The organism is Stenotrophomonas sp. 78350_Sma, from assembly GCF_056482105.1.
Map to the genome: position 1 here is coordinate 3,062,721 of NZ_CM151182.1, position 26,749 is coordinate 3,089,469.

General features: G+C 66.6%; 24 protein-coding genes. 13 read left to right on the top strand and 11 right to left on the bottom strand.

Going from position 1 to position 26,749, the window contains the following annotated elements; translation table 11 throughout:
- Positions 1–49 precede the first annotated feature (49 nt).
- Complete coding sequence (locus ACZK4H_RS14260) at positions 50–1,567, bottom strand: fumarate hydratase (RefSeq protein ID WP_008268808.1); 1,518 nt, start codon at positions 1,565–1,567, stop codon at positions 50–52.
- A gap of 155 nt (positions 1,568–1,722) precedes the next feature.
- Here ACZK4H_RS14260 and ACZK4H_RS14265 point away from each other — a divergent pair, with 155 nt between their 5' ends.
- From ACZK4H_RS14265 to ACZK4H_RS14280, 4 genes are all read left to right on the top strand, one after another.
- Positions 1,723–2,619 (top strand): RNA polymerase sigma-70 factor, encoded by an 897-nt coding sequence (locus ACZK4H_RS14265; protein WP_099551813.1) that lies wholly within the window; start codon positions 1,723–1,725, stop codon positions 2,617–2,619.
- A 36-nt stretch (positions 2,620–2,655) separates the two neighbouring features.
- Positions 2,656–3,105, top strand: coding sequence for a carboxymuconolactone decarboxylase family protein (locus ACZK4H_RS14270; protein ID WP_099551938.1), 450 nt, complete (start codon positions 2,656–2,658; stop codon positions 3,103–3,105).
- Between the two features lie 368 nt (positions 3,106–3,473).
- A complete protein-coding gene (locus tag ACZK4H_RS14275) occupies positions 3,474–5,345 on the top strand; it encodes an ABC transporter ATP-binding protein (RefSeq protein WP_099551814.1) in 1,872 nt (623 codons plus the stop codon).
- 80 nt (positions 5,346–5,425) lie between these two features.
- Positions 5,426–6,205, top strand: coding sequence for a ferredoxin--NADP reductase (locus tag ACZK4H_RS14280; protein WP_046984352.1), 780 nt, complete (start codon positions 5,426–5,428; stop codon positions 6,203–6,205).
- Positions 6,206–6,286: 81 nt separating this feature from the next.
- On the opposite strand, the gene ACZK4H_RS14285 is transcribed toward ACZK4H_RS14280, so the two are convergent.
- Positions 6,287–6,766: a glutathione peroxidase gene (locus tag ACZK4H_RS14285; RefSeq protein ID WP_099551815.1), complete on the bottom strand. Its 480-nt coding sequence runs from the start codon at positions 6,764–6,766 to the stop codon at positions 6,287–6,289.
- Between the two features lie 175 nt (positions 6,767–6,941).
- Here ACZK4H_RS14285 and ACZK4H_RS14290 point away from each other — a divergent pair, with 175 nt between their 5' ends.
- A complete protein-coding gene (locus ACZK4H_RS14290; protein ID WP_099551816.1) occupies positions 6,942–9,110 on the top strand; it encodes a M3 family metallopeptidase in 2,169 nt (722 codons plus the stop codon).
- A 203-nt stretch (positions 9,111–9,313) separates the two neighbouring features.
- On the opposite strand, the gene cfa is transcribed toward ACZK4H_RS14290, so the two are convergent.
- Genes cfa through ACZK4H_RS14305 form a run of 3 tightly spaced genes read right to left on the bottom strand, consistent with a single transcriptional unit; the run spans position 9,314 to position 11,670 of the window.
- Complete coding sequence (cfa, locus tag ACZK4H_RS14295; RefSeq protein ID WP_099551817.1) at positions 9,314–10,429, bottom strand: cyclopropane fatty acyl phospholipid synthase; 1,116 nt, start codon at positions 10,427–10,429, stop codon at positions 9,314–9,316.
- A 19-nt stretch (positions 10,430–10,448) separates the two neighbouring features.
- A complete protein-coding gene (locus ACZK4H_RS14300; RefSeq protein ID WP_099551818.1) occupies positions 10,449–11,330 on the bottom strand; it encodes a DUF3298 and DUF4163 domain-containing protein in 882 nt (293 codons plus the stop codon).
- A gap of 37 nt (positions 11,331–11,367) precedes the next feature.
- Entirely contained in the window at positions 11,368–11,670 is a 303-nt protein-coding gene (locus ACZK4H_RS14305) for a GNAT family N-acetyltransferase (RefSeq protein WP_006455911.1), read from the bottom strand.
- A gap of 209 nt (positions 11,671–11,879) precedes the next feature.
- Between ACZK4H_RS14305 and ACZK4H_RS14310 the strand changes: the two genes are divergently transcribed.
- A complete protein-coding gene (locus ACZK4H_RS14310; protein WP_165929939.1) occupies positions 11,880–12,041 on the top strand; it encodes a hypothetical protein in 162 nt (53 codons plus the stop codon).
- Between the two features lie 43 nt (positions 12,042–12,084).
- Here ACZK4H_RS14310 and ACZK4H_RS14315 read toward each other — a convergent pair whose 3' ends face one another.
- Both ACZK4H_RS14315 and ACZK4H_RS14320 read right to left on the bottom strand, forming a co-directional pair.
- A complete protein-coding gene (locus ACZK4H_RS14315) occupies positions 12,085–12,711 on the bottom strand; it encodes a rhomboid family intramembrane serine protease (RefSeq protein ID WP_057500143.1) in 627 nt (208 codons plus the stop codon).
- Positions 12,712–12,718: 7 nt separating this feature from the next.
- A complete protein-coding gene (locus tag ACZK4H_RS14320) occupies positions 12,719–14,284 on the bottom strand; it encodes a POT-type proton-dependent oligopeptide transporter (RefSeq protein ID WP_099551820.1) in 1,566 nt (521 codons plus the stop codon).
- Positions 14,285–14,446: 162 nt separating this feature from the next.
- Between ACZK4H_RS14320 and ACZK4H_RS14325 the strand changes: the two genes are divergently transcribed.
- Positions 14,447–15,295 (top strand): endonuclease/exonuclease/phosphatase family protein, encoded by an 849-nt coding sequence (locus tag ACZK4H_RS14325; RefSeq protein ID WP_099551821.1) that lies wholly within the window; start codon positions 14,447–14,449, stop codon positions 15,293–15,295.
- A gap of 118 nt (positions 15,296–15,413) precedes the next feature.
- On the opposite strand, the gene ACZK4H_RS14330 is transcribed toward ACZK4H_RS14325, so the two are convergent.
- Entirely contained in the window at positions 15,414–16,025 is a 612-nt protein-coding gene (locus ACZK4H_RS14330) for a superoxide dismutase (protein ID WP_005410310.1), read from the bottom strand.
- Between the two features lie 221 nt (positions 16,026–16,246).
- Here ACZK4H_RS14330 and ACZK4H_RS14335 point away from each other — a divergent pair, with 221 nt between their 5' ends.
- Both ACZK4H_RS14335 and ACZK4H_RS14340 read left to right on the top strand, forming a co-directional pair.
- Entirely contained in the window at positions 16,247–16,699 is a 453-nt protein-coding gene (locus ACZK4H_RS14335; RefSeq protein WP_099551939.1) for a guanyl-specific ribonuclease, read from the top strand.
- Positions 16,699–17,112, top strand: a complete 414-nt coding sequence (locus tag ACZK4H_RS14340; protein ID WP_099551822.1) for a barstar family protein — start codon at positions 16,699–16,701, stop codon at positions 17,110–17,112. Before ACZK4H_RS14335 ends, ACZK4H_RS14340 begins: the two co-directional genes overlap by 1 nt.
- A gap of 125 nt (positions 17,113–17,237) precedes the next feature.
- On the opposite strand, the gene ACZK4H_RS14345 is transcribed toward ACZK4H_RS14340, so the two are convergent.
- Positions 17,238–19,007: a hypothetical protein gene (locus ACZK4H_RS14345; protein ID WP_099551823.1), complete on the bottom strand. Its 1,770-nt coding sequence runs from the start codon at positions 19,005–19,007 to the stop codon at positions 17,238–17,240.
- 10 nt (positions 19,008–19,017) lie between these two features.
- Positions 19,018–19,617 (bottom strand): NfuA family Fe-S biogenesis protein, encoded by a 600-nt coding sequence (locus ACZK4H_RS14350; RefSeq protein WP_049429107.1) that lies wholly within the window; start codon positions 19,615–19,617, stop codon positions 19,018–19,020.
- Positions 19,618–19,707: 90 nt separating this feature from the next.
- Between ACZK4H_RS14350 and ACZK4H_RS14355 the strand changes: the two genes are divergently transcribed.
- The 3 genes from ACZK4H_RS14355 (at position 19,708) to zupT (ending at position 21,379) form a co-directional block, all read left to right on the top strand.
- Positions 19,708–20,058: a 4a-hydroxytetrahydrobiopterin dehydratase gene (locus tag ACZK4H_RS14355; protein ID WP_099551824.1), complete on the top strand. Its 351-nt coding sequence runs from the start codon at positions 19,708–19,710 to the stop codon at positions 20,056–20,058.
- The gene (locus ACZK4H_RS14360) at positions 20,055–20,471 is read left to right on the top strand and encodes an energy transducer TonB (protein ID WP_014037814.1); all 417 of its coding nucleotides are present in this window, start codon (positions 20,055–20,057) and stop codon (positions 20,469–20,471) included. Before ACZK4H_RS14355 ends, ACZK4H_RS14360 begins: the two co-directional genes overlap by 4 nt.
- A gap of 98 nt (positions 20,472–20,569) precedes the next feature.
- Positions 20,570–21,379, top strand: coding sequence for a zinc transporter ZupT (gene zupT, locus ACZK4H_RS14365; protein ID WP_010486740.1), 810 nt, complete (start codon positions 20,570–20,572; stop codon positions 21,377–21,379).
- Between the two features lie 546 nt (positions 21,380–21,925).
- Here zupT and ACZK4H_RS14370 read toward each other — a convergent pair.
- The gene (locus ACZK4H_RS14370; RefSeq protein WP_049433696.1) at positions 21,926–22,900 is read right to left on the bottom strand and encodes an RluA family pseudouridine synthase; all 975 of its coding nucleotides are present in this window, start codon (positions 22,898–22,900) and stop codon (positions 21,926–21,928) included.
- Positions 22,901–23,307: 407 nt separating this feature from the next.
- Between ACZK4H_RS14370 and rne the strand changes: the two genes are divergently transcribed.
- Positions 23,308–26,607, top strand: a complete 3,300-nt coding sequence (gene rne / locus ACZK4H_RS14375; RefSeq protein ID WP_099551825.1) for a ribonuclease E — start codon at positions 23,308–23,310, stop codon at positions 26,605–26,607.
- Positions 26,608–26,749: the final 142 nt, after the last annotated feature.

Here is a 26,749-nt window from a genome sequence, read left to right on the forward strand (position 1 = left end):
CACAACAACGGCGCCACACGGCGCCGTTGCCTGGTCCGGGGTGGAAGGCTTACTCCACCACCACCGGAATCTTGCCGATGCGGGCCTGCCATTCACGCGGGCCGGTCTTGTGCACCGATTCGCCGGTGGAGTCGACGGCCACGGTCACCGGCATGTCCTGCACGGTGAACTCGTAGATCGCCTCCATACCCAGATCGGCGAAGCCGACGACCTTGGCCGCCTTGATCGCCTTGGACACCAGGTAGGCCGAACCGCCGACGGCCATCAGGTAGGCCGACTTGTTGTCACGGATCGCCTCGATCGCCGCCGGGCCGCGCTCGGCCTTGCCGACCATGCCCAGCAGGCCGGTCTGTTCCAGTACCTGACGGGTGAACTTGTCCATGCGGGTCGCCGTGGTCGGGCCGGCCGGGCCCACCACTTCGTCGCGCACCGGATCGACCGGGCCGACGTAGTAGATGAAGCGGCCCTTCAGGTCGACCGGCAGTTGCTCGCCCTTGTTGAGCATGTCGACCATGCGCTTGTGCGCGGCGTCGCGGCCGGTCAGCAGCTTGCCGTTGAGCAGCAGGGTCTGGCCCGGCTTCCAGCTCGCCACGTCTTCCGGGGTGATCGTGTCCAGGTCCACGCGGGTGCCCTTGGACGCGTCGTAGGTCAGCTTCGGCCAGTCTTCCAGCGACGGCGGGTCCAGCATCACCGGGCCGCTGCCATCCAGGGTGAAGTGCGCATGGCGGGTGGCCGCGCAGTTCGGGATCATCGCCACCGGCAGGTTGGCCGCGTGGGTCGGGTAATCGTTGATCTTGATGTCGAGCACGGTGGTCAGGCCGCCCAGGCCCTGCGCACCGATGCCCAGCGCGTTGACCTTCTCGTACAGCTCCAGGCGCAGCTCTTCGATGCGGTTGGACGCACCGCGGGCCTGCAGCTCGGTGATGTCGATCGGCTCCATCAGCGCTTCCTTGGCCAGCAGCATCGCCTTCTCGGCGGTGCCACCGATGCCGATGCCGAGCATGCCCGGCGGGCACCAGCCGGCGCCCATGGTCGGCACGGTCTTCAGCACCCAGTCGACGATGGAGTCGGACGGGTTGAGCATGGCGAACTTGGTCTTGGCTTCGGAACCACCGCCCTTGGCAGCGACGATGACGTCGACGGTGTTGCCCGGGACCACCTTGACGTTGACCACGCCCGGGGTGTTGTCCTTGGTGTTGATGCGCTTGCCGGCCGGATCGGCCAGCACCGAGGCGCGCAGCTTGTTGTCCGGGTGCATGTAGGCGCGGCGCACGCCTTCATTGGCCATGTCTTCCACGCCCATGGTGGCGTCGTCCCAACGCACGTCCATGCCGATTTCCAGGAACACGGTGACGATGCCGGTGTCCTGGCAGATCGGACGGTGGCCTTCGGCGCACATCCGCGAATTGATCAGGATCTGGGCCATCGCTTCCTTCGCGGCCGGCGACTCCTCGCGCTCGTAGGCGGCGGCGAGGTTCTTGATGTAGTCGACCGGGTGGTAGTACGAGATGTACTGCAGCGCGTCGGCGATGGACTGGATGAGGTCTTCCTGCTTGATCGATGTCACGGCTTGCTCGCTTGCTCGAGGCTGGCGGGGGTAATCCGCCCATTTTACCCCCTCCCCCGGCCGCAGGATCACAATCATGGGGTCGGATCCCCTGCACGGGGCTCTGACCCCATCCTCCCTGTCACGCTTGCCCCCTCTTCGGCGTCCTGGTCGACATGAACTCAGAAACCGCCTTCCAGATCCACCGCCCGCGCCTGATGGCGCTGGCCTACCGCCTGCTCGGCAGCCGCGCCGACGCCGAAGACGTGGTCCAGGACGCCTGGCTGCGCTGGTCCGGCGCCGATCCGGCCAGCGTGCGCGATCCGGAGGCCTGGCTGGTCACCACCACCACCCGGCTCGGCCTGGACCGGCTGCGCGCGGCCAAGCGCGAGCGGGTGCACTACGTCGGCCCGTGGCTGGCCGAGCCGTTGGCGGTCACCCTGGAGCCCGACCCGGCGCCCGGCCCGGCGCAGCTGCATGCGCTGGCCGACGATGTCTCGGTGGCTTTCCTGACCCTGCTCGAACAACTCGGCCCCGAAGAACGCGCCGCCTTCCTGCTGAAGGAGGCCTTCGACCACGACTATCGCGAGATTGCCGACCTGATCGGCCACAGCGAGGCCAACTGCCGGCAGCTGGTGCACCGTGCGCGGCAGCGCCTGCAGGCCGGACGACCGCGCTTCAACGCCGATGCCAGCCAGCACCGGCAGCTGCTGGCGCGCTTCATGGACGCCTCGCAGCGCGGCGACAGCGAGGCGATCCAGGCCCTGCTGCACACCAATGCGCTATTGGTGTCCGACGGCGGCGGCGTGGTCACCGCAGCGGTGCGCCCGCTGCTGGGCGCCGAGCGTATCGGCCGCCTGTTCTGGGCCATCGCCCGCCGCGGCGCGGCACATCCGGCGCAGTTGGGCTACGTCAACGGCGAGCCGGCGATTCTGCGTTTCATCGGCGACCGCCTGCACTCGGTCACCACCATCGAGGTGGTCGACGGCCGAATTGCCAATGTGTACAGCGTGCTGAATCCGGAAAAGCTGCCGCAGATTGTCACGAACGGGAACGGCGCGGCGTCCTTGTAGTGAAAGGCGGCCACCGTGGCCGCCGTGGAGCTGAAGATGTCCGACCATGCCTCTCCCCGCGTTCCCTACACCCGCCTGGCCGCCGATGCGTTCAAGGGCCTGCTGGCCACCAGCAAGGCGGTGCATGACAGCTCGATCGATCCAACCCTGATGGAACTGCTGTTCCTGCGTGTGTCACAGCTCAATGGCTGCGGCTACTGCATGGACATGCACGGCACCGCGCTGCGCAAGGGCGGGATCGAGCCGCGCAAGCTGGACACCCTGCCCGCGTGGCACGAAAGCCGCTTCTTCGATGCACGCGAACGTGCTGCACTGGGCTGGGCCGAGGCGCTGACCCGCTTGACCGACGCTGCGCCGTCGCAGGCGGCGTTCGACGCACTGGCACCGCATTTCGATGAAAAGGGCATCAGTGACCTGAGCATGGGCATTGCGGTGATCAATGCCTGGAACCGGCTGGGTGCAGGGCTGCTGCCGCCGCTGCCGTAAGGGGGGGGGGCTGGCCGGGCTGCCGCCCGGCCCCCGCAGAGGCAACAGCCGAAACAACAGCAACGTCAGAAGCTGGTTTCCTGAGGGATGACGAGGTGGATCCGGTTACGGGAGACGCCGTAAACCCGTCCTTGGGGGCTTGGCAGCCGCATCCATGCGGCTGACACTCCCGCAACCGGACCCACCCCGCCCTCGACAGACTTCTACTGCTGTTGGTAGGTGTCGACCTTGGTCGACACGGTAGATCCACGCCATGCGTGGATGCAGGAGGGCCGGATCCCTTCGCTTCGCAAAGGGCTCTGACCCCGATGCCGGCCACACGGCTGCACTGACCCCATCTGCACGTATCAGGCGCGCACAATACGCGCATGCCTGCTACCCCCACCGCTGGCGCTGCCGCCGCGAAGAAACCCAGCCTGCGCCAGCGCTTCAGGGCGATGCGCAATCTGCCGCCGTTCCTGCGCATGGTCTGGAAGACCAGCCCCGCGCTCACCCTGGCCAGCCTGGGGCTGCGCTTGATCCGCGCCCTGCTGCCGGTGGCGATGCTCTACGTCGGCAAGCTGATCATCGACAGCGCCCTGCACCTGAGCCAGCACGATGCCGGCTTCCCGCCGCTGGGCGAGGCACTGTCCAGCGGCGTGCTCAATCCGCTGCTTGGCCTGCTGGCGCTGGAGTTCGGCCTGGCCATCGCCTCGGACCTGCTGGGCCGCCTGGTCAGCTACGCCGATGCCCTGCTCTCGGAGCTGTTCGCCAACGTCACCAGCATCCGGCTGATGGAGCACGCGGCGACGCTGGATCTGGAGGACTTCGAAGACCCGGACCTGCAGGACAAGCTGGACCGTGCGCGGCGCCAGACCATGGGCCGGATGAACCTGATGAGCCAGCTGTTCGGCCAGGTGCAGGACGCGATCACCGTGGCCAGCCTTGCCGTCGGCCTGCTGGTCTACGCGCCGTGGCTGATCCTGCTGCTGGCGCTGGCACTGGTGCCGGCCTTCATCGGCGAATCGCACTTCAACGCGGCCGGCTACAGCCTCAACTTCCAGTGGACGCCCGAGCGCCGCCAGCTCGACTACCTGCGCCAGCTCGGCGCCAGCGTGGAAACAGCCAAGGAAGTAAAGATCTACAACCTGCACCGTTTCCTGGTGGAGCGTTACCGGCGGCTGTCGGTGGCGCTGTTCCAGGCCAACCGTGCACTGGCCCGGCGCCGCGCGTTCTGGGGCACGCTGCTGGCCGCGCTGGGCACGCTGGGCTACTACACCGCCTACGCCTACATCGCCTGGCGCACGGTGCGCGGCGATTTCTCGATCGGCGACCTGACCTTCCTTGCTGGCAGCTTCCTGCGCCTGCGCCAGCTGCTGGAAGGCCTGCTGATCGGCTTTTCGCAGGTGGCCAGCCAGGCGCTGTACCTGGATGACCTGTTCTCGTTCTTCCAGATCGAGCCGGAAATCCACTCGCGCGAAGGGGCCGTTCGCGTGCCGCAGCCGATCCAGCAGGGCTTCGTGTTCGAGAATGTCGGTTTCCGTTACCCGGATGCCGAGCAATGGGCGGTGCGCCACCTCGATTTCCAGCTGCAGGCCGGCGAAGTGCTGGCCCTGGTCGGCGAGAACGGAGCGGGCAAGACCACCCTGGTGAAACTGCTGGCGCGGCTGTACGAACCGGACGAGGGCCGCATCCTGCTCGATGGCCGCGACCTGCGCGACTACGACCTTGACGACCTGCGCGCCAACCTCGGGGTGATCTTCCAGGACTTCGTGCGCTACAACCTCAGCGCCGGCGAGAACATCGGCGTCGGCCAGGTCGAGGCGATGGACGACCAGGCACGCATCACCGACGCCGCGCGGCGTGGCATGGCCGAGGAAGTGATCGATGCCCTGCCCGGCGGCTACGACCAGCTGATCGGCCGCCGCTTCAAGCAGGGCGTGGACCTGTCCGGCGGCCAATGGCAGAAGATCGCCATCGCCCGCGCCTGGATGCGCAATGCGCAGGTAATGATCCTGGATGAGCCAACAGCAGCGCTGGATGCGCGTAGTGAGTTCGAGGTGTTCCAGCGGTTCAGGGAGCTGGCGGATAATCGTACGGCAGTGTTGATTTCCCACCGTTTCTCTTCGGTACGCATGGCCGATCGCATCCTGGTGCTGGCCGATGGCCGGATCGAGGCCAGCGGCACCCACGAACAGCTGATGGCCCAGGGAGGGCGGTACGCCGAGCTGTTCGAGCTGCAGGCAGCGGGTTACCGCTGAGAACGCCTCTCGTTCCGCCTAATGAGAACCTGTCTCATTTGAGATAGAATCACCCCCGACGACTTTCGATAGATACGCCCATGTCCTCCGCTTTCGGCGCCGAAACGGTGCTTGAGGTCCGCCACTGGACCGACGCCTACTTCAGCTTCACCCTCACCCGCGACAGCGGCTTCCGCTTCGAGAACGGCCAGTTCGTGATGATTGGCCTGGAAACCGAGGCGCGGCCGCTGCTGCGTGCGTATTCCATCGCCAGCGCCAACTGGGAAGAGCATCTGGAGTTCTTCAGCATCAAGGTACAGGACGGCCCGCTGACCTCGCGCCTGCAGCACATCAAGCCGGGCGACAAGGTGCTGGTCGGCAAGAAGCCCACCGGCACCCTGCTGATCAGCGACCTGCACCCGGGCAAGAACCTGTACCTGCTGGGCACCGGCACCGGCATGGCACCGTGGCTGTCGGTGATCAAGGACCCGGAAACCTACGAGCGCTTCGAGAAGGTGATCCTGTGCCACGGCGTGCGCTACGAAAAGGACCTGGCCTACCGCGATTACTTCGAGAAGGAACTGCGCGAGCATGAGTTCCTGGGCGAGATGATCGGCGACAAGCTGCTGTACTACCCGGCGGTCACCCGTGAGCCGTTCGCCAACCAGGGCCGCCTGACCCAGCTGATGGAGAGCGGCGAGATGCAGCGCACCCTCGGCCTGCCGGAGCTGAGCCCGGAAAACGACCGCGCGATGATCTGCGGCAGCCCGCAGATGCTGGCCGACCTGCGCAGCGTGCTTGATGCGCGCGGCTTCCAGGTCTCGCCGCGCATCGGCCAGCCGGGCCACTACGTGTTCGAGCGCGCGTTCGTCGAGAAATGATCCAAAAAGGGGACGGAGGGGATTAAGTCGTTTGTGGCACAAACGACTTAATCCCCTCCGTCCCCTTTTTTTGGCACCACCTCACAGCAGCGCTTCGATCTCGTCGCGCAGCTGCTCTGGCTTGGTGGTGGGCGCATGCCGCGACACCACCCGCCCCTGGCGATCGACCAGGAACTTGCTGAAATTCCACTTGATGCGGGCGCTGCCAAGCAGGCCGCGCTTCTCGCGTGACAGCCAGGCCCACAACGGATCAGCCCCCTCGCCGTTGACCTCGATCTTCTCCGACAGCGGGAAGCTGACCGGATAATCCAGCGAACAGAACTGGCGGATCTGTGCGGCATCGCCGGGTTCCTGCGCGCCGAACTGGTTGCACGGGAAGCCGATCACCACCAGGCCGCGCTCGCGGTAGTCCTGCCACAGCTGTTCCAGCCCGGTGTACTGCGGGGTGAAGCCACACTTGCTGGCCACGTTGACCAGCACCAGCGCCTTGCCACGGTACTGCTCCAAGGCCTGCGGCTGGCCGTCCAGGTCGTTGAAGCTGAAATCGTAGGCGGTGGTCATGGAGGTGGCCCGGGGAGATGACACCGGCATGGTACCGGGGTAGCCACGTACCCGGCAGCCACCCATGGGGTGGCTCTACCGCCGTCGGCATTGCCAGCATGCCTTTTGACACAAGTGCGGGGGCGGCCAGCCGGGTTACCCTCGGGCCCTTGTTTGCCTTACCGGAGTTCCTACCTTGACCACTCGCCTTGCCCTTGCCGTGGCCATGTCCCTCGGCCTCGCCCTGCCCGCCTTCTCGGCCGGCGCCGCCACCCCGGCTGCCAGCACCAATGCCCAGCAGGCCAATCCGTTCTTCGCCGAAAGCCCGCTGCCGCTGCACTTCCCGCAGTTCGACAAGATCAAGGACAGCGACTTCGCCCCGGCCTTCGACGCCGGCATGGCGCAGCAGCTGAAGGAAGTGGAAGCGATCGCCAACAACAAGGCCAAGCCGACCTTCGACAACACCATCATCGCCCTCGAAAAGAGCGGTGACATCCTCGACCGCGCAACCACCGTGTTCTTCAGCCTGGTCGGTGCCGACACCAACGACACCCGCAAGAAGCTGCAGGCCGACTACTCGGCGAAGTTCGCCGCGCACAGCGATGCGATCGCGCTGAACGGCAAGCTGTTCGCGCGCATCCAGGCACTGTATGACACCCGCAGCCAGCTGGGCCTGGACGCGGAAGGCGTGCGCCTGGTCGAGAAGTACTACGACAACTACGTGCGCGCAGGCGCCAAGCTGTCCGAGGCCGACAAGGCCAAGCTGAAGGAGATGAACGCCGAGCTGGCCAACCTGGGTACCAGGTTCAGCCAGAACGTGCAGTCGGAAGTGAACGCTTCGGCGATCACCGTCGACGACGTCAAGGAACTGGACGGCCTGTCCAAGGAGCAGATCGCCGCCGCCGCCGAAGCCGCCAAGGCCCGCGGCCAGGACGGCAAGTATGTGATTACCCTGCTCAACACCACCGGCCAGCCGCCGCTGACCAACCTGGCCAACCGCGCCCTGCGCCAGAAGATCTACGAAGCGTCGGTCAGCCGTGGCAGCCGCGGCGGTGAGTTCGACAACACCGCGCTGGTCTCGCGCATCATGCAGCTGCGTGCCGACAAGGCCAAGCTGATGGGCTTCCCGAACTTCGCCGCCTACAACCTGACCAACCAGACCGCCAAGACCCCGGAAGCGGTCAACGCGATGCTGGGCAAGCTGGCCCCGGCCGCCGTGGCCAACGCCAAGCGCGAAGCCGCCGACCTGCAGGCGATGATCGACAAGGAACAGAAGGCCGCGCGCAAGCCGACCTTCCAGCTGGAACCGTGGGACTGGGCCTTCTACAGCGAGAAGGTGCGCCAGGCAAAGTACAACTTCGACGAGTCGCAGCTGAAGCCGTACTTCGAAATGAAGAACGTGCTGGAAAACGGCGTGTTCTACGCCGCGGGCCAGGAATTCGGCCTGACCTTCAAGCAGCGCACCGACCTGCCGGTCTACCACGATGACGTCACCGTCTACGACGTGTTCGACGCCGACGGCAGCCAGCTGGCGATCTTCATCTTCGACCCGTATGCACGCGCCTCCAAGCGCGGTGGTGCGTGGATGAACTCCTACGTCTCGCAGTCCAAGCTGACCGGCTTCAAGCCGGTGGTCGCCAACCACCTGAACATCCCGAAGCCGCCGGCCGGCCAGCCGACCCTGCTGACCTGGGATGAGGTGAACACCACCTTCCACGAGTTCGGTCACGCCCTGCACGGCATGTTCTCCAACGTGAAGTACCCGTACTTCTCGGGCACCTCGGTGCCGCGTGACTTCGTCGAATTCCCCTCGCAGGTCAACGAGATGTGGTCGGACAACCCGGTCATCCTGAAGAACTACGCCAAGCACTACCAGAATGGTTCGGCGATGCCGCAGGCACTGCTGGACAAGGTGCTGGCGGCGGCCAAGTTCAACCAGGGCTTCGCTACCACCGAGTACCTGGGTGCGGCCATGCTTGATCAGCGCTGGCACCAGATCGGCGCGGACCAGGTGCCGGCCGCCAAGGACGTGATGGCCTTCGAGCGCGCTGCGCTGGAGAAGGACGGCATCTACTACGCGCCGGTTCCGCCGCGCTACAAGACCCCGTACTTCAGCCACATCATGGGTGGCTACTCGGCCGGCTACTACGCCTACATCTGGTCGGAAGTGCTCGACGCCAACACCCAGAAGTGGTTCAAGGACAACGGTGGCCTGAGCCGCAAGAACGGCGACCACTTCCGTGCCACCCTGCTGTCCAAGGGCGGCAGCGTGGATGCCATGCAGCTGTTCCGCGATTTCGCCGGCCATGAGCCGCAGATCGAACCGCTGCTGGAAAAGCGTGGCCTGACCGGCGCCGGCAACTGATCGCCCGCGCGATAGCCTGAAACGAAAACCGCCCGGGAGACCGGGCGGTTTTTTTTCGTTGGGCCATCCACGCATGGCGTGGATCTACTGGTGGGTGCCGACCGTTGGTCGGCACGATCCATTCGCGCCACGAACCCCGGCATCATCGATCCACACATGACACACTCCAGTAGATCCACGCCATGCGTGGATGATCCTCCAGATCAACGCGGCGCCACATACCCACCCGACACGCCTTCCGGCGACAGCACCAGCTGCCACAACTGCGCATGCCGGGTGCGGAAGGTCGCCATCGACCCGGCCAGGTAGAAACGCCACATGCGGCGGAAATGCTCGTCATAACGCGCGTCCAGCTGCGGCCATGCCGCTTCCACGTTGCGTCGCCAGGCCTGCAGGGTCAGGTCGTAGTCGGTGCCGAAGTTGTGCCAATCCTCCAGCACGAAACGTCCTTCGAATGCCTTGCTGATCTGCACCGCCGACGGCAGCATCGAATTGGGGAAGATGTAGCGCGCGATCCAGGGATCGGTGCGATGCCGCGAGATGTTGGTGCCGATGGTGTGCAGCAGCAGCAACCCGCGCGGCGACAGGCAGCGCCGGGCCACCTCGAAGAAACTCGCGTAGTTCTTGTCGCCGACATGCTCGAACATGCCGATCGAGAAGATCGCATCGAACGGCTCATCCAGTTCGCGGTAGTCCTGCAGGCGGATCTCGATCGGCAGGCCCGCGCACAATTCACGCGCGAACCCGGCCTGCTCCTGCGAAATCGTCACGCCGACACCGCTGACACCGTAGCGTTCGGCGGCAAACTTCAGTGCTTCGCCCCAACCACAACCGATGTCCAGCACGCGCTGGCCCGGGCGCAGGCCCAGCTTGCGGCAGACCAGGTCCAGTTTGGCTTCCTGCGCTGCATCCAGATCACCGGCATTGCGCCAGTAGCCGCAGCTGTACACCAGCCGCTGGCCGAGCATTGCTTGGTAGAGATCATTGCCGAGGTCATAGTGGCGGCGACCGACTTCGTAGCTGCCCTGCCCCACCTGCAGGTTGAACAGGCGCGCCTTCAGCGCATCGGCCACTTCGCGCCAGCCGTGCACCCGTTCGTCCAGGTGCGCCTGCATCAGGTGGACAAGGAATTCATCGAGGACGTTGGCATCCCACCAACCCTCCATGTAGCTCTCGCCGAGACCCAGCGAACCGTGGCCCATGACCCGCGCGAAGAAGCGCGGGTCATGCACCTGGATGTCCTGTGGCTGGGTACCGCCGAGGCGGACCCCGGCTTCCTGCAGCAGGCCGGCGACCCGCTCCTGCAACCCTGTATCCACGCCACCTCCTCGACTGCGGTCAACCGCGTGCGAACAGCTCCACGTAGTCCTTGGCCACGTGCGGCAACAACACCGCCGCCGGAACATCGGCGGTCTGGGTGCCGTCCGAGTATGGACCCACCTGGTACGGCGGGAAAACAAAGCGCAGCGCGGTGATCTGCCCCTTGTCGTCGGTCAGCGGCTGGAACTGGCTGAAATTGTCGGCCTGCGGGCCGGTACCGTCGGCGATCATGCGCGATGCGTTGCGCAGCGATTCCTGCAGCTGGGCCGGGTCCATGTCCTCGCCACTGAGGCGGGTGGCCACGCGTTCGCGCAGCTGGTCGGCGACGAAATCACTGATCGCCTTCCAGCCCTTCGCATCGGCCACCAGCTTGTCGGCACTGAGCATCTGCTGCTGCACCGGCAGCCATACGAAGCGCGCGACCAGCGGTTCACCGTGGGCGCCACCGGTGTAACGGCTGCCATCGGCACTGACCACCACCAGCTGCGGTGTTTCCAGCAGTTTCTCGAAACTCAGCGACAGCTCGTAAGGCATGGTCGGCTTGTCGTTGCCAAGCCCGTCCAGCGCCTGCTGCAGGTCGCTGCGCGCGCTGGTGGCATAGTCCTGCAGCGCGCGCGCCAGGCCCGGGTAGCGGTCGATGCCGGCCGGATAGCTGATGCCCACCACTTCGCGCTCGTTGTTCTCGATCACATCGCGCAGGTCCAGCGGCGCTTCCGTGGCCGGCGTTTCGCCTGCGGCGGTGGCCTCGGCGGCGGGGGCCGCGTCGGTCGCCGGTGCCGGCTCGCTTTCACGCTGGCAACCGGCCAGCAACAGCACGCCCACCACGCCGGCCAGCACGCCGCCGTGCAATGGCCGGTTGTTTCCAATCTTCATCGGGATCCCCTGTTCATGTTTGTACATCATCGCCTGCCATGGCTGAAGCGTGGCCCGCTGGCATTCAGCCAACGAGCAGGTCGTGGTACTCCTCATGCCGCTGCAGGAAGGCCTCTGCGTAGGAACACGCCGGCACCACCTTGTACTTCTGCTCACGGGCAAAACGCAGCGCCACACGGGTCAGCTCACCGGCGATGCCACGGCCGGCGATCGGCTCGGGGACCTCGGTATGCGTGATGACCATGCGCCTGCGCTTGATCTGGTAATCCAGCACCGCCAGCTGTCCGCGCACACGGGCGGTGAAGCGATGGTTGGCCAGGTCGTGTTCGACCTCGTAGGCCAGACCGGGGGGCGTGACCGAAGCCATGGAACTGTCTCCTGCGGCGACTGCGTGGATGGTGCGCAGCCGGGCGCCATGATCGCGTGAAGCCTGAACAGGGGCAAGTCCGATCCATTCACGTCAGATTGCGACCCTCAAGCTGGAGCGCTGGCGGCCGCTATCGCCTGTGGAGGGGTACGGCCAGGCTGGCACGGCCCTTGCGACCGTTGATCATGCGCACCACCGCGGAGGCTCCGATGCACCCCAGCGATTCCCATTCAGATACCGACCGCGCCCTGCTGGAGGGCCTGCTGCAACTGGCGGTGGAAGGGCAGACCCAGGACCAGGATTTCCAGCGCATCGGCGAAGAAGTGTTCGCCCGCCTGCTGGATACCTACGGCCAGCAGCCCACGCTCTGAAACAGCCGGGGCGGATCGGTACCGGTCCGCCCCGTCGCCTGCTTCAACCGCCGCCGAGGCGGAAGGTCGGGTTGGAAAGCTCGCGCAGGAAGTGGTTGAAGATGCTCGGCTGCATGGCCAGCATGAAGATCACGCCGAACGCTGCACCGGCCAGGTGCGCGCTGTGGTTGATGCGATCACCACCGCGCTTGTCCATCCAGATGCTGTAGCCAACGTAGAACGCGGCATAGACAATCGCCGGTGCCGGGATGAAGAACACCAGGATGATCGACCACGGCTTGATCAGGATGAAGGCGAACAGCACCGCCGACACCGCCCCGGACGCGCCGAGGCTGAGGTAGTTCGGGTTCTTCTGGTTCTTCAGGTAGCTGGGCAGGATCGAGACCAGCAGCGCACCGATGTAGAACGCCGGGTAGGTCAGGTAGCTGCCGGTCAGCTGCACCATAACGCTCTCGATGAATCCCCCGAAGAAGAACAGGGTGATCATGTTGAAGATCAGGTGCGACCAGTCGGCGTGGATGAAGCCATAGGTCACCAGCCGGTCGTACTGGCGGTGGCGGTCGATGGCCGGCGGCCACAGGATCAGGCGGTCGGCCAGCTTGCGGTTGTTGAACGCCATCCACGACAGGATGGCGGTGATGGCGATCAACAGCAGATTGACGGGGGTCATGTCAGGCTCAGGCGCTACGGTAGTTGTCGACCATACGATAGCGTTTCGCATACCAACCGAAGGCCAACGCCGCGACGAAGGCGAAACCGGCGAAGAAGAACATCAGGAATGCCGCTTCGCTCAGGCCCGTACTGGCGATCTTGTGGGTCACCGCGTCGTTGCGCACGGCAGCGTTGGACAGCAGCACCCACAGGTTGCCGATGGTGGTGGTCAGGTTCCAGAAGCTCATCACCACGCCCTTCATCGCCTGCGGCGCCTGGCTGTAGGCGAACTCCAGGCCGGTGGCCGAGACCAGTACCTCACCGAAGGTCAGCAGCGCGTACGGCAGCATCTGCCAGAAGATCGACATGGCGTTGCCGCCGTCCATCACCACCTGGATGCCGCCTACCACGATCCAGGCCAGGCCGCTGAACGCGATGCCGGCGGTCATGCGGCGCAGCGCGGTCGGCTCGAAGCCGAAGCGGCGCAGGGCCGGGTACAGCACCAGGTTGTTGAACGGAATCAGGATCATCACCAGCAGCGGGTTCAATGCCTGCATCTGCGAGGCGGTGAACCAGCTCGGCATCTGCATCTGCTGGCCCTGCAGAACCCAGGTCGAGGCCTTCTGGTCGAACAGCGAGAAGAACGGCGTGGTCAACGCGAAGATCACCAGCACGCGCAGCACCGAACGCACCCCCTCAACGGCTTCGGCCGGATGATGGCCACGCGCGCGATCGAGCTGCAGCCAGGTGCCACCGCCGATGCCCGCCAGGATCGACACCAGCGCCAGGCACAGACAGATGACGATGCCCAGTGAGCCGACCAGGCAGAACGAGGCCACTGCCAGCACCAGGCCGAGCGCGGCGATCACCAGGCCCGGACGGCCCTGGCCAGCCACGCGCGCGGTCAGCGCGGTACGCACCACGTTGGCGAACGAATGCGGATCCTTCGGCGGCAGCGGCACCAGCACGTAGCGCTTGCGGCCCAGCCAGAACACGAAGGTGGCCACGAACATCAGGATGCCCGGAATACCGAACGCCCACTGGGGCCCCCAGTTCTTCAGCGCCAGCGGGATCAGCAGCGAGGCGAACAGCGAGCCGAAGTTGATGATCCAGTAAAAGGCGTCGAAAACGATCTTGGCCAGGTGCTTGTTGCTCTGGTCGAACTGGTCGCCCATGAACGAGGCCACCAGCGGCTTGATGCCACCGGCACCGAGCGCGATCAGGCCCAGGCCGAGGAAGAAGCCCTCGCGGCTGTTCTCGAACAGCGCCAGGCACAGATGGCCGGCACAGTAGACCAGGCTGAACCAGAGGATGGTGTGGTACTTGCCAAAGAACCTGTCGGCCAGCCAGCCACCGAGCAGCGGGAAGAAGTACACGCCGATCATGAAGCTGTGCATGATGTCCTTGGCTTCACCGGCACGGCCCTCTGCAGTGATTTCCTGCAGCAGCAGCGAGGTGATCAGGAACTGCACCAGGATGTTGCGCATCCCGTAGAAACTGAACCGCTCGCAGGCCTCATTGCCGATGATGTACGGGATCTGGCGCGGCATCTTTCCCTGGCCGGCGATGGGGGCAACTGCGTCGTGGCTCATCCTGTAAGGCAATCCTGCAAAGCGAAAGGCGCAAGGTTACCGGAAGCAGGGCTTGCGAAGCACGCTGCAGGGCTGCATGACAACGGTGCCAATCCATGGCAGGCAGTGTTGGCCGTGCCGGAAGTCACGGCACCTGCACGACAAAAGCGTAAACTTATCGTTATGCGCCCCCTCGCCCCCGCCCGTCTCCTGCTCAGTTGCCTAGTGCTGCTGATGGCGCTGCAGGCACAGGCGCGGCCACAGGCACCGACCACGACGGCCAGCGAAAGCGAGCCCCGCCAGCTGACCGTGGCCGCGCTGGAGCTGCCCAGCCGCGATGATGCGCAGTGGAAGTTGCGCCGCGAGCAGGTCGCACAGCTGCTCACCGAGCTGCAGCCGGACGTGATCTCCGTGCAGCAGGTGCTGCAGCAGCAGGGCCGCAACCCGGCCTGCTGGCTGGCCAGCCGGCTGCGCTACAGCTGCGACTTCGTTACCGCCGACCCGCCCAGCCAGCCGTTGCGGCATGGCAACGCGATGCTGACCCGGCTGCCGGTCAGCGAGGACGGCGTGACCCTGCTGCACCCACCCGGCACCTTCAGCGCCGCCGGCATGATGCGGCTGAAGCTGGGCGAGGCACTGGTCAACATCTATGTGGCACGGCTGCGCCCGGACCCGGACGAGGCCACCGCCCGCCAGCATCAGACCAGCGACCTGATGACCTGGATCGGCGCCACCGCCGAGGGCATGCCCAGCCTGATCGCTGGTGATTTCTCCGCCAACACCGTGGAACTGGTACGCAGTACCCCTGGCTTCCAGCCGGCCCGGCGCAATCCTGGCGGTCGCCCGGAGCCGCCTGCGGCCAGTGGCGGTGGCGCCAGTGGTCACGGCCTGGACGTGCTGTTCCAGGTCAAGCACTTCGGCGGTATCCGCCAGCAGCCGATCCTGCTGCCGGCCGACGGCGACCTGCCTGGCCTGCGCCTGGGCGTGATGGCCACGCTGCGGTTGCAGGGTGTGCCGGCTACAACCGAATAGGTAGTGCCGGCCGCTGGCCGGCATTCCAGGGCTGCCGGCCAGCGGCCGGCACGACCAATGCGGAAAACAAAAAGGCCGGGGTCTCCCCCGGCCTTTTCTGTTCATTCCGTTAACGCGATCAGGCGATCGCTTCCTGGTAACGGCGCTCGACTTCGTTCCAGTCGATGACGTTGAAGAACGCGCCGATGTATTCCGGACGACGGTTCTGGTACTTCAGGTAGTACGCGTGTTCCCACACGTCCAGGCCGAGGATGGGGGTGTTGCCTTCCATCAGCGGGCTGTCCTGGTTGCCGGTGCTTTCGACCACGACCTTCTTGTCCGGGGTCACGCTCAGCCACGCCCAGCCGCTGCCGAAACGGGTCAGCGCAGCCTTGGTGAAGGCATCCTTGAACTTGTCGAAGCCGCCCAGGTCCTTGTCGATGGCCTTGGCCACGTCGCCCACCGGGTTGCCGCCCGCATTCGGAGCCATCACGGTCCAGAACAGCGAGTGGTTGGCATGGCCGCCACCGTTGTTGCGCACCGGGCCCTGCAGGTTCTCCGGCAGCGACTTGAGCTTCTTCACCAGCTCTTCGACCGGCAGGTCAGCGTACTCGGTGCCTTCCAGCGCCGCGTTGACGTTGTTGATGTAGGTCTGGTGATGCTTGGTGTGATGGATTTCCATCGTCGCCGCATCGATATGCGGTTCCAGCGCGTCGTAGGCGTAGGACAGCTTGGGCAGGGTGTAGGCCATGATGCATCTCCTGATTGCGAGGGCACCCGACGGTGTCGGGCGTTGCGCGGTGAATGATGGGGACAGACCACCAGATTACCAAGGGGGATGTAAAGGAAATTGCGTCCTGCCAGTGAGCACGACGGCAATTGTTACGCACCGGTGACGCACCACGCTCCTCATGCACCGTGCAGCGCAGGAGCGCTACAGTGCCTGCCACCACCTCTGCCCGCCCCCTGCCCATGCGCAACCCCCGGCTGCTGCTCACCGCCATCGCCCTGCTGCTGCTCGGCCTGGTCGTCAACCATTTCATGCAGCGTCCACCGGCGCCGCAGTTCGCACCGGACCTGCAGGGCACACCCGACGCGCGTGCGCCGGCCGCACCCGGTGCAGGCAATGACCACGGCCTGCCCGCCTTCCTGCCCGCCGAAGCCCGGCAGACGATCGCCCTGATCCAGCGCGGCGGGCCGTTCCCGCACCGCCAGGACGGCAGCACCTTCGGCAACCGCGAACAGCAGCTGCCGCAGCGCCCGCGTGGCTACTACCGCGAATACACCGTGGACACCCCCGGCGCACGCACCCGTGGCGCGCGCCGCATCGTCACCGGCGGTGATCCGGCCGAGGCGTGGTACTACACCGACGACCACTACGAATCATTCCGCAGCTTCACCGTACCGGCCCAGGGAGCGCAGTGATGAGCCATGACGATTTCGGCCTCGGCCTGCATGACATCAACAACGCTGGCGTCTACGCCATCGACAGCGACGACATCAGCGCATTGGCCGCCGCGATGCGCGATGCCGGGCTGAAGGTGATCCGCATCGATCTGGAAGGCGTGGCCGACAAGCGCACCCTGCTGGCGCGGCTGGCGGCGCAGCTGGATTTTCCGGCGGGCTTCGGCGGCAACTGGGATGCGCTGTCGGACAACCTGCGAGACCTGCAATGGCTGCCGGCCAACGGCTACGCGCTGTTCCTGGCCGACGTGGATGCACTGCGTGCCGCCACCCAGAAGGACTTCGACTCCCTGCTGGATGTGATGGATGAAGCCAGCCGCGACTGGGTCGGCCGCGATGTGCCGTTCTGGGTGTTCCTGTCGCAGAGCGCGTAAGGTCGCTGCCCAGGTCGGCATGCGCTGGTGCCTTGGTAGATGCCGACCTTGGTCGGCGCTTTTGTGCCAACCAAGGTTGGCACCTACCCAAGCGCGAGCCGGCCAGCGTGGGGCGCGCGCCTTGCCTAGCGGCTGCCGTTATCTTCCTGCAGCTCTTTCTTGAACGGAATGTCCGGCGGCGGCCGTGCCACGGCCGGCTGGTCCTGCATGTTCGGATTGGTGAGGCCACAGCCACCACCGGCCTGCAGGATCGAGATCACACAGGAGATCTTCGTACCGGTGCCCGGCAACGGAATCTCCATCGACTTGATGCCCTTGCGCACCCATTCGGCCAGCAGTGATTCCTGCGGCACCCAGTACTTGTCGAACGAGGTCGGCGTGTAGTCGTACGGCGGCCGCTTCAACCAGGTGCCGGACTGCGCGATGCGCTCCTTGCTCCAGCCATCGTTGGCGCCACCGGGGGCACCACGCTCGGCGTGCCCGTCACCCTCCTGCCCCGGCACGCGCACACTGCCATCGGCATTGAACAGGCCATTGCCCTTGCCGGCGGCACTGGCCTGGCTTGCGCCCTTGCTGACGCCGTCGTGGTTGCGGCTCGACGCGCCCCAGTCGTCGCCCTTGGCGGGCGTAGCCCAGTTGCCCGGGTTGGGAGCCGGACGCGCGCCGGCCTGGGCCGGTGTCGTGCTGGAAGCGGACGGCCGTGGCGTGCTGCTGTTGGCCTGGCTCGCACTGCTGCTGACCGCAGGCGTCGCAGTCGCCGTCGCCGCTGGCGCGCTGCCGCTGGACGTTGAAGAAGCCGCCGCAGGTGCCAACGCGACTTCGCGCTCCCGCACCTGCAGGTCACGGCCCGCCGGCGCACGCACGGTCGGCTCACGCCCGGCCACGGCAGCCATCCGTACCTGCGGATCGACCACGGCCTGCACTTCGCGCTCGCGCACCTGCACGTCGCGCTGCGGCACACGGACCTGTACATCGGCCGTGCGCAGCGGCTGCGACACCGTCGGTGCATCGACCGTACTGACTTCGCGCTCCTGCACCGGGATGTCACGCAACTGCGGCGTCCGCACCGCGATCTCCGGCGCACGCAGTGCGGTTCGGGTTGGCGGCGCCTGCACCGGCTGCACGCTGCGCTCGCGCACCGCGGGTGTGGTGTCACGCGGCACGATGCTGACCTCGGTGCGCGGCACGCTGACCGGCGGCACCACGAAATCCGTACTGGCCTCAGCTACTTCGGTGGCCTGCACCGGTGACGGTGGCGGTGCCGCGACCGGCGCCGGCTCGGATTCGGCGGGCGGCAGTGGCACGCTGGCCGTTGCAGCCGGAGCGGGAGCGGATGCAGCTGCCGACGCGGACGCCGGACGCGGCTCAGGCGCCGTTGCGGTCCCTGCGTTCTGGCCAGCTGCAACCTGGCCCGGCGGTGCAGCCGCCGCGTCGGCACCTGGCTGATCGCCGCCGCCCTCCTGGGTGGCGCGACCGACGAACTCCACCTGCACGCGCTCGCCCTCGGCACCTTCTTCTTCCGGTGCCGTGGTGCGGATCACTGCCACCCATAGCAGCAGCATGAAGAACAGCAGATGCAGCAGCGCACTGGCCAATGCCGAGATCCAGCGCATCCAGCGCTGGTCGCGCGGCGCAGCATCCCAGTCCTGCCAGAACAGACGGCGCAGCGCTTGCCAGGGCGACAACCGGGGCATCTGCCCGGGCGGACCTGGCAGCGGACGCGGCAGCAGCACCGCGATCAACTCGCTGGCGTGCAGCGGCCGCGGCAACGGACCGAGCGAGCGCAGCCACAACGCCCAGCCATACGGCAGGCGCGTGGTTTTCTCGAGGACGGCCCTGGGCTGCTGGCGGGCCAGCAGCAGGTCGATGAATTGCTCGGCCCGGGTCAGAGGCACGCGTCAGCGGTCAGGCGGCGTTGCCGCGAGGGATGTACGGCGCGTGGCCACTGTCGTGGTCGGTTGCGTCGCGCACGGCGGTCACGCCCGGCACGCGGCCCATCAGGGTCTTTTCAATGCCCTGCTTGAGGGTCACGTCGGCCATGCCGCAGCCCTGGCAGCCACCACCGAAGCGCAGCAGCACCACGCCTTCGGCCGAGACTTCCTGCACGGCCACCTTGCCGCCATGCGAGGCCAGCTGCGGATTGATTTCGTTCTCCACCACCCAGTGCACGCGCTCGACCAGCGAGGCGGCATCGCCGGGTGCTTCGCCCTTGATGCGCGGCGCCTTGATGGTCAGCTGCTGGGTACCGGCACTGCCGGCGACGATGTCGATCTCGGCGCCATCGAGCCAGCCGACGCTGCTGGCGTCGACATACAGGGTGAAGCCATCGCAGTCCACCGCCCACTCGTCACCGAGCAGGTCGGCCGGCTCGGCGAACTCCAGCCGGGCGTCGGCGCGCGGAGTGCCAGGATCGACCGCACTGAGGCGCACGCCCATGCCGGGCACGCCCTCGCGTTCGATCAGCTTGCGGAAATGGGTCTGGGCAGTGTCGGAGATCTGGATCATCAGGCTATTCTAGCCAAGTAAGCGTCAGCCGCTCATTCGGTTTATACACCGTCCGGCGCATTGTTCAGTCAACACGAGGTGGAGATTCCCATGGCCGACCTGATTCCACTGGCCCAGGCCCGTTGCGTGCCGCGCAAAGGCAGCGACCACAAGCTCGGCGAGGCCCGCCTGGCCGAACTGTTGCCGCAGATTCCCGGCTGGGAGCTGAGCGAGGGCGGACAGGCCCTGACGCGCACCTTCCGCTTCAAGGATTACTACGCCACCATGGCCTTCGTGAACGCGCTGGCCTGGGTTGCCCACCACGAGGACCACCATCCGGACCTGGGCGTGCACTACGACCGCGCGGTCGTGCGCTTTTCCACCCACGACGTGGGCGGCCTGAGCGAGAACGACTTCATCTGCGCTGCAAAGACTTCGGCCCTGACGGAGCAACTGCCATGAACGTACGTTTGCTGAGCCTGTCCCTGATCGCTGCGACCGGCCTGGCCGGCTGCGGCACGTCGGAACCGCCGGCACCACCGCCGCCGCCGCCGACCGAAGTGGCCGCGGTGAAGACGCCGCCGCCGCAGTACCCGCTCGAACTGGCCTGCATGGGTGTAGGCGGCACCAGCACCTTCAAGGTGACCATCGGCACCGACGGCAAGCCGAGCGAGGTTGCGCTGCTCACCGGCGCCGGCAACCCGCAGCTGGACGAACTGGCCAAGACCGCCGTGCAGGGCTGGCAGTTCAATGCCGCCACCCGCAACGGCCAGCCGGTACCGGCCACCATCCAGGTGCCGGTCAGCTTCAACCCGCCGCAGCCGAAGCCGGACCAGTGCTTCGCCATCGAAGAACGCCTGCGCCGCGGCGGCTGATCGCCCGCGCCCCGACGAGGCCAGCCGACGCCCGCCTCGCCCCCGCCGCCCCGGCCTTGCCCGGGGCGGCTGTCTGTTGACCAGGACCGCGTCGGTACATGCTGCAGATTCCCCCCGAAAACATCTGGATCGCGCTGGCGGTCACCCTTGCGGCCGGCCTCGCCACCGCCATCGGCAGCCTGCTGGTGCTGTTCTCGCGCCGCCCCAATCCGCGCCTGCTGGCGTTCGGCCTGGCCTTCGCTGGGGGCGCGATGGTCTACGTGTCGCTGTCGGAAATCCTCAACAAGTCCATCGCATCGTTCGCCCTGGCCTATGGCGAGCGCACAGGCTTCACCTACGGCACCCTGGCGTTCCTGCTGGGCGTGATCGTGATCGTGCTGATCGATCACTTCATTCCCAACCCGCATGACAGCCTGGACAAGCAGGACCCTGCGTTCCGCGAGAACAGCCGCGAGTACCTGAAACGGGTCGCGCTGCTGACCTCGGTCGCGATCACCGCGCACAACTTCCCGGAAGGGCTGGCGACCTTCTTCGCTACGCTGGAAAGCCCGTCGGTGGGCATGCCGCTGGCCTTCGCCATCGCCATCCACAACATTCCCGAGGGCATCGCGATCGCGGTGCCGGTGTACTTCGCCACCCAGAACAAGTTCTATGCGTTCAGTGCCAGCCTGCTGTCCGGCCTGGCCGAGCCGGTGGGCGCCGCGCTGGGCTACTGGCTGCTGTCAGGATCGCTGTCGCACGCCACGTTCGGCTGGGTGTTCGGACTGATCGCCGGCGTGATGGTGTTCCTGGCGCTGGACGAGCTGCTGCCTGCGGCCAAGCGTTATGCCAAGGGCCACGAAACGGTGTATGGGCTGGTGGCCGGCATGGGCACGCTGGCGATCAGCCTGGTGCTGTTCAAGTGGTGAAGGGGTTGCGGCCAACGGGCTGAGCCCCCTCGCGGCTGGCGGAGCGACATTCCGGGTTGGGCCGGGCGAGGTGGGTTTGCGGGGGACGCCGTAAACCCATCCTTGGGGGCTTGGGCGCGCCATCCATGGCGCTTACACCCCCGCAAACCCACCTCGCCCGGCCTCTGACAGGCTATAGGCGTGCCAGCCGCGCGATGAAAGAATGAAAAAGCGAAGCCCGCGCTGCGCGCGTGAGTCGAGCGTGGCTCGACTCTACAAGGGCTGCGTGCGGGTATGGGTCTACGCTGCGGCTGTCAGGTCCGCCTTGTAGCGAGCCGAGCACCGCAGGTCCGGCGAGGGCGAAGAGGCGCGGGTGTCTGAGCGCAGCGAGTTCCGCGCCGCCCCTCGGCGGACCGAGGAGCGCAGGGTACCGGCGCGCAGCGCCGGCTCGCGGATGGCGGCGTGTTTCTTTGGTTACTTTCTTTGCACGAGCAAAGAAAGTGACAAGGCCACTCATCGCAGGGAAGCGACGGCGCCGACCAAGCGCCCGGCGCCGCCGAACTGCCGTCAGCGCAGGCGGTCCAACGCTTCCACCAGCTCATCGGCCAGCGGCGCGTTCAGCACATACGGGCTCTTGCCGTCGTCCAGTGCGAACTCCAGCGAGGCCGCGTGCAGGAACAGGCGTTTCAGCCCGATCTGCTCACGAAGCCGCTTGTTGACCGCTGGATCGCCGTATTTGTCGTCACCGGCCACCGGATGACCCAGGTGCTGGGCATGCACGCGGATCTGGTGGGTGCGGCCGGTCTCGATGCGCACCTCGCAGTAGGAATGGCCGCCGCGGCGTTCCAGTACCCGGAAGTGGCTGATCGATTCCTTGCCGATCGCGTTGACCTGCACATGGCGCTCGCCGCCCTGGCGCAGGCCGACATGCAGCGGCGCATCGACCGTCATCACGCCGTCAGGCATGCGCCCGGCCAGCAAGGTCAGGTAGCGCTTGCGGATGCCGGCACCGTGGTCTTCACGCAGCAGGGCCTGCAGCTCGCTCAGCGCCGAGCGCTTCTTGGCCACGATCAGCAGGCCCGAGGTGTCACGATCCAGCCGGTGGACCAGCTCCAGCGTCTGCCCCGGGCGCAGCGCGCGCAAGGTCTCGATGGCACCGAAGCTGATGCCACTGCCGCCGTGGCTGGCCACGCCGGTGGGCTTGTTCAGGGCCAGCAGGCGGGCGTCCTCGAAGACGATGGCCTGCTCCAGACGGCGCATGAACGCTTCCGGAGGACCGGCCTTGTCTCCCTCTTCACTGAGACGGACCGGCGGCACACGCACCTCATCACCCGCCTCCAGCTTGCGTTCGGCCTTGGCACGGCCGCCATTCACCCGTACCTGGCCGCTGCGCACCAGCTTGTAGACCAGGCTGCGCGGGGCCCCCTTCAGCTGGCCGAGCAGGAAGTTGTCCAGGCGCTGGCCGGCGCGGTCGGCGGGAACGGTGATCATGCGCACGGAAGGCTTGTCGCCAGCGGGTTTGGTCGGGTCTTGGGCGGTCATCAGGCTGTTTATTCTGTTACACTCGGGGGGCGAGATAAGGGATTGATTTCGTTGGAAGTTACTCAGGGCCAGAAGCCCAGCTTCCGACGAATCCGGCACAGTGCGCGACCACCGCCCGCGGGGCGGCCATGTTAGCGGCTCACCGGCCTTCCCGGCCATCGCCGGATGCCTGACACGCAACCGTGCTGAACATGTCCCGCGTGGCGCTCCAGCCTGGCTGACAGCTGCCTGCGGCCTGTAACACCCCAAAACCCATAAGAGTGAAGCGCTCCCGCGGCCTGCCGTGGTGTCGTAGCGCTGGAAACCCAAGCCGCCCTCCCCGCGCTTGCGCGAATGGGCGGCGAACCGTGTCCAGAGGCGAAACCCCATGGCGTTCCGCGCGGTAGCCGCTTGCGAGGAACGCAACAATGAAGCGAATGCTGATCAACGCCACGCAGGCTGAAGAGCTGCGTGTTGCCATCGTGGATGGCCAGTCGTTGTATGACATCGACATCGAACAGCCGTCGAAGGAACAGAAGAAGTCCAACATCTACAAGGGCCGGATCTTCCGCATCGAGCCCTCGCTGGAAGCGGCCTTCGTCGAATACGGTGGTGGCCGCCATGGCTTCCTGCCGCTGAAGGAAATCTCCCGCGACTACTTCCAGGCCGGTGTCGACCACAACAAGGCCGGCATCCGCGAGCTGCTGAAGGAAGGCCAGGAGATCGTCGTCCAGGTCGACAAGGAAGAGCGTGGCAACAAGGGCGCCGCCCTGACCACGTTCATCTCGCTGGCCGGCCGCTACATGGTGCTGATGCCGAACTCGCCCAGCGCCGGCGGCGTCTCCCGTCGCATCGAGGGCGAAGACCGTGCCGCCCTGAAGGACGCCCTGGACAAGCTGAACATCCCTGATGACATGGGCGTGATCATCCGTACCGCCGGCGTCGGCCGCGATGCGGAAGAGCTGCAGTGGGACCTGGACTACCTGCTCAATGTCTGGCGCGCCATCGCCGAGGCCGCGCTGAGCAAGCCGGCCCCGTTCCTGATCTACCAGGAATCGCGCCTGATCGTGCGCGCCCTGCGTGACTACCTGCGCGCCGACATCGGCGAGATCCTGGTGGACACCGAGGAGATGTACGAGCACGCCCGCGAATTCATGCAGCAGGTGATGCCGCAGACCCTGCGCAAGCTCAAGCACTACAAGGACGACATCCCGCTGTTCAACCGCTTCCAGATCGAATCGCAGATCGAAGGTGCCTACGAGCGCAACGTGCGCCTGCCGTCGGGCGGCTCGATCGTGGTCGACCAGACCGAAGCGCTGACCGCGGTCGACGTGAACTCCTCGCGCGCCACCAAGGGCAGCGACATCGAGGACACCGCGTTCCAGACCAACCTGGAAGCGGCCGAGGAAGTGGCCCGCCAGCTGCGCCTGCGTGACCTGGGCGGCCTGGTGGTGATCGACTTCATCGACATGGCCTCCAACAAGCACCAGCGCGAAGTCGAGAACCGCCTCGCCAACGCGCTGAAGTACGACCGCGCGCGCGTGCAGGTCGGCCGCATCTCGCGCTTCGGCCTGCTGGAAATGAGCCGCCAGCGCCTGCGCCCGAGCCTGGGCGAGTCCAGCCAGATCGTCTGCCCGCGTTGCGACGGCCACGGCCGCATGCGCAGCGTCGAGTCGCTGTCGCTGTCGATCATCCGCGTCGCCGAAGAGCATGCGATGAAGGAGAACACCGGGCAGGTGCTGGTGCAGGCCCCGGTGGAGATCGCCAATTACCTGCTGAACGAGAAGCGCAGCGCCCTGCGCGAGATCGAACAGCGCCACGAGGCGCCGATCGTGATCGTCGCCGACGAGCAGCTGCACACCCCGCACTACACCGTGACCCGCCTGCGCGAAAACGAGCTGGGTGAAGAGAGCAACAAGCCCAGCTACCAGCGCGGCACCCCGCGCAAGCTGCCGGTGCACGCCCTGACCAAGGGCCAGCTGAACATCCCGCCGCCGGCGGTGACCCAGGTCAAGCACACCTCCCCCGCCCCGGTGCGCGAGGAAGTGGAGCCGGCCGCAGCGGCCCCGGCTCCGGTCGCTGCAACGCCTGTTGCGCCGGCCCCGGCGGGCGGCGTGATCGGTTGGCTCAAGCGCGTGTTCGGTGGCGAACCGGCGCCCGCGCCGGCGCCGGCAGCCCCGGCTGCACGCCAGCAGCAGGACGGCGGCCGCAAGGACCGCAACAAGGATCGCAACAAGGACCGCAAGGACCGTCGCGACGACAATCGCGGCAACGGCGGCAACGGCAACGCGCAGCAGCAGAAGGACGGCGGCAACCGCAAGGACCGCGGTGAGCAGCGCAAGGACGGCCGCAACGGCAACAACGGCAATGCCCAGCAGCAGCCGCAGCAGGGCAAGCAGAAGGAGCCGCAGCAGAAGGATGGCCAGCAGCAGCCGCAGCAGCAGAACAAGCCGCGCAACGAGCAGCAGGGTCAGAACCAGAACCAGAACCAGCAGCAGCCGAAGCTGAAGCAGCCCAAGCAGCCGCGTCCGCAGCAGCAGGACGGTGACAAGCCGGCCGAGAAGCCGCAGCGCAACGCCGCCGAGGCCACTGCTGAAGCCATGACCGCAGCGGCAGCCGTGGCCGCTACGACCGTCGCCGCCAATGGCGTGACCGCGCAGGAAGCGACCGCACCGGTGGCTCCGGTGGCCACCGCTCCGGCGGAAGCGGCCGCACCGGTCGACGCAGCTGCCAATACTGCCAGCGCGACCGAGGTGGTTGCGGTTGATGGTGAAGAGGCTGCAACCGACGCCAATGGCGAGCAGGCCGGCGAAGGCGCGACCCGCCGTCGTCGTGGCCGTCGTGGTGGCCGTCGTCGTCGTCGTGGTGGCGCCGAGAACGCCGCCGGCAGCGACGCTCTGGGTGATGACCAGGACGAGGGTGATGACGGAGATGACGCCGACGGCGCCGAGCCGAACATCGACAGCGCTGCCGGCACTGCGCCGGTCGCTGCTGCGCAGCCGGCCCGTTCGCAGCCGGAGTTCGACTTCGATGACGAAGTCGAACCCGCCGCTGTCGACGCCGAGAAGCCGGCCCGTGCTGCCGCCGCCGTTGTCGCCGCGCCGGTCGCGGTGGTGAGCAGCGCCGTGGTCGAAGCCGCCGCCCCGGTCGTGGCTGAAGTGCAGGCCCCGGTCGCAGCTGCGGCGAAGACCGAAGCCGCGTCCTCGCCGGTGCAGACCAGCATGCTCGATGCCATCGACGCAGCTACCCCGGCACAGCCGGTGGCCGTTGCCGCACCGGTCGCCGACGTCGCTCCGGCGCTGGACGCTGCTGCGCCGGTCATCGAAGCAAAGCCGGTCGTGGTTGAAGCAACCCCGGTGGTTGACGCCGCTCCTGTGATCGAAGCCAAGCCGGTGGCGGTCGAGGCCGCGCCGGTCGTGGAATCGAAGCCGGAGATCGTTGAAGCCGCTCCGGTAGTCGAAGCCCAGCCGCCGGTGGCCGTTGAGGTTGCTCCGGTGGTTGAAGCGAAGCCGGTCGTGGAGCCCGTCGTGGTCGCCGAACAGCCGGTCGCTCCGGTCGCGGTGGAAGCCGCGCCGACCGAGGCCGCCGCCCCGGTCACCGAAGCGGTGCTGACGCCGTCGATCGACCCGGTGGCCGATGGCCATGCCGACGCGGCGGCCCAGGCTGCGGAAGCCAAGGCCGACGAAGAAGACGAAGAGGCCGCCAAGCGCACGCCGCCGGCGAACTGATCGCTCTTTGATCGCGTGAAAACGAAACGGCGGGGATCAATGATCCCCGCCGTTTCTGTTTGTGCGTTTGGCGCTGGCTTCGCTTTGGTAGAAGCCAACCTTGGTTGGCGCCGTTGATTGAGTGCACGCGGACACGTCCGTG

Coding starts and splice junctions, on each gene's coding strand:
- ACZK4H_RS14315 (WP_057500143.1), bottom strand. CDS start 12,711: ATGACCCCCGTCAATCTGCTGTTGATCGCCATCACCGCCATCCTGTCG.
- ACZK4H_RS14360 (WP_014037814.1), top strand. CDS start 20,055: ATGAACGTACGTTTGCTGAGCCTGTCCCTGATCGCTGCGACCGGCCTG.
- zupT (WP_010486740.1), top strand. CDS start 20,570: ATGCTGCAGATTCCCCCCGAAAACATCTGGATCGCGCTGGCGGTCACC.
- rne (WP_099551825.1), top strand. CDS start 23,308: ATGAAGCGAATGCTGATCAACGCCACGCAGGCTGAAGAGCTGCGTGTT.
- ACZK4H_RS14285 (WP_099551815.1), bottom strand. CDS start 6,766: ATGACCACCGCCTACGATTTCAGCTTCAACGACCTGGACGGCCAGCCG.
- ACZK4H_RS14325 (WP_099551821.1), top strand. CDS start 14,447: ATGCGCCCCCTCGCCCCCGCCCGTCTCCTGCTCAGTTGCCTAGTGCTG.
- ACZK4H_RS14270 (WP_099551938.1), top strand. CDS start 2,656: ATGTCCGACCATGCCTCTCCCCGCGTTCCCTACACCCGCCTGGCCGCC.
- ACZK4H_RS14305 (WP_006455911.1), bottom strand. CDS start 11,670: ATGGCTTCGGTCACGCCCCCCGGTCTGGCCTACGAGGTCGAACACGAC.
- ACZK4H_RS14340 (WP_099551822.1), top strand. CDS start 16,699: ATGAGCCATGACGATTTCGGCCTCGGCCTGCATGACATCAACAACGCT.
- ACZK4H_RS14350 (WP_049429107.1), bottom strand. CDS start 19,617: ATGATCCAGATCTCCGACACTGCCCAGACCCATTTCCGCAAGCTGATC.
- ACZK4H_RS14310 (WP_165929939.1), top strand. CDS start 11,880: ATGCACCCCAGCGATTCCCATTCAGATACCGACCGCGCCCTGCTGGAG.
- ACZK4H_RS14275 (WP_099551814.1), top strand. CDS start 3,474: ATGCCTGCTACCCCCACCGCTGGCGCTGCCGCCGCGAAGAAACCCAGC.
- ACZK4H_RS14280 (WP_046984352.1), top strand. CDS start 5,426: ATGTCCTCCGCTTTCGGCGCCGAAACGGTGCTTGAGGTCCGCCACTGG.
- ACZK4H_RS14370 (WP_049433696.1), bottom strand. CDS start 22,900: ATGACCGCCCAAGACCCGACCAAACCCGCTGGCGACAAGCCTTCCGTG.
- ACZK4H_RS14320 (WP_099551820.1), bottom strand. CDS start 14,284: ATGAGCCACGACGCAGTTGCCCCCATCGCCGGCCAGGGAAAGATGCCG.
- ACZK4H_RS14265 (WP_099551813.1), top strand. CDS start 1,723: ATGAACTCAGAAACCGCCTTCCAGATCCACCGCCCGCGCCTGATGGCG.
- ACZK4H_RS14355 (WP_099551824.1), top strand. CDS start 19,708: ATGGCCGACCTGATTCCACTGGCCCAGGCCCGTTGCGTGCCGCGCAAA.
- ACZK4H_RS14300 (WP_099551818.1), bottom strand. CDS start 11,330: ATGTACAAACATGAACAGGGGATCCCGATGAAGATTGGAAACAACCGG.
- ACZK4H_RS14335 (WP_099551939.1), top strand. CDS start 16,247: ATGCGCAACCCCCGGCTGCTGCTCACCGCCATCGCCCTGCTGCTGCTC.
- ACZK4H_RS14330 (WP_005410310.1), bottom strand. CDS start 16,025: ATGGCCTACACCCTGCCCAAGCTGTCCTACGCCTACGACGCGCTGGAA.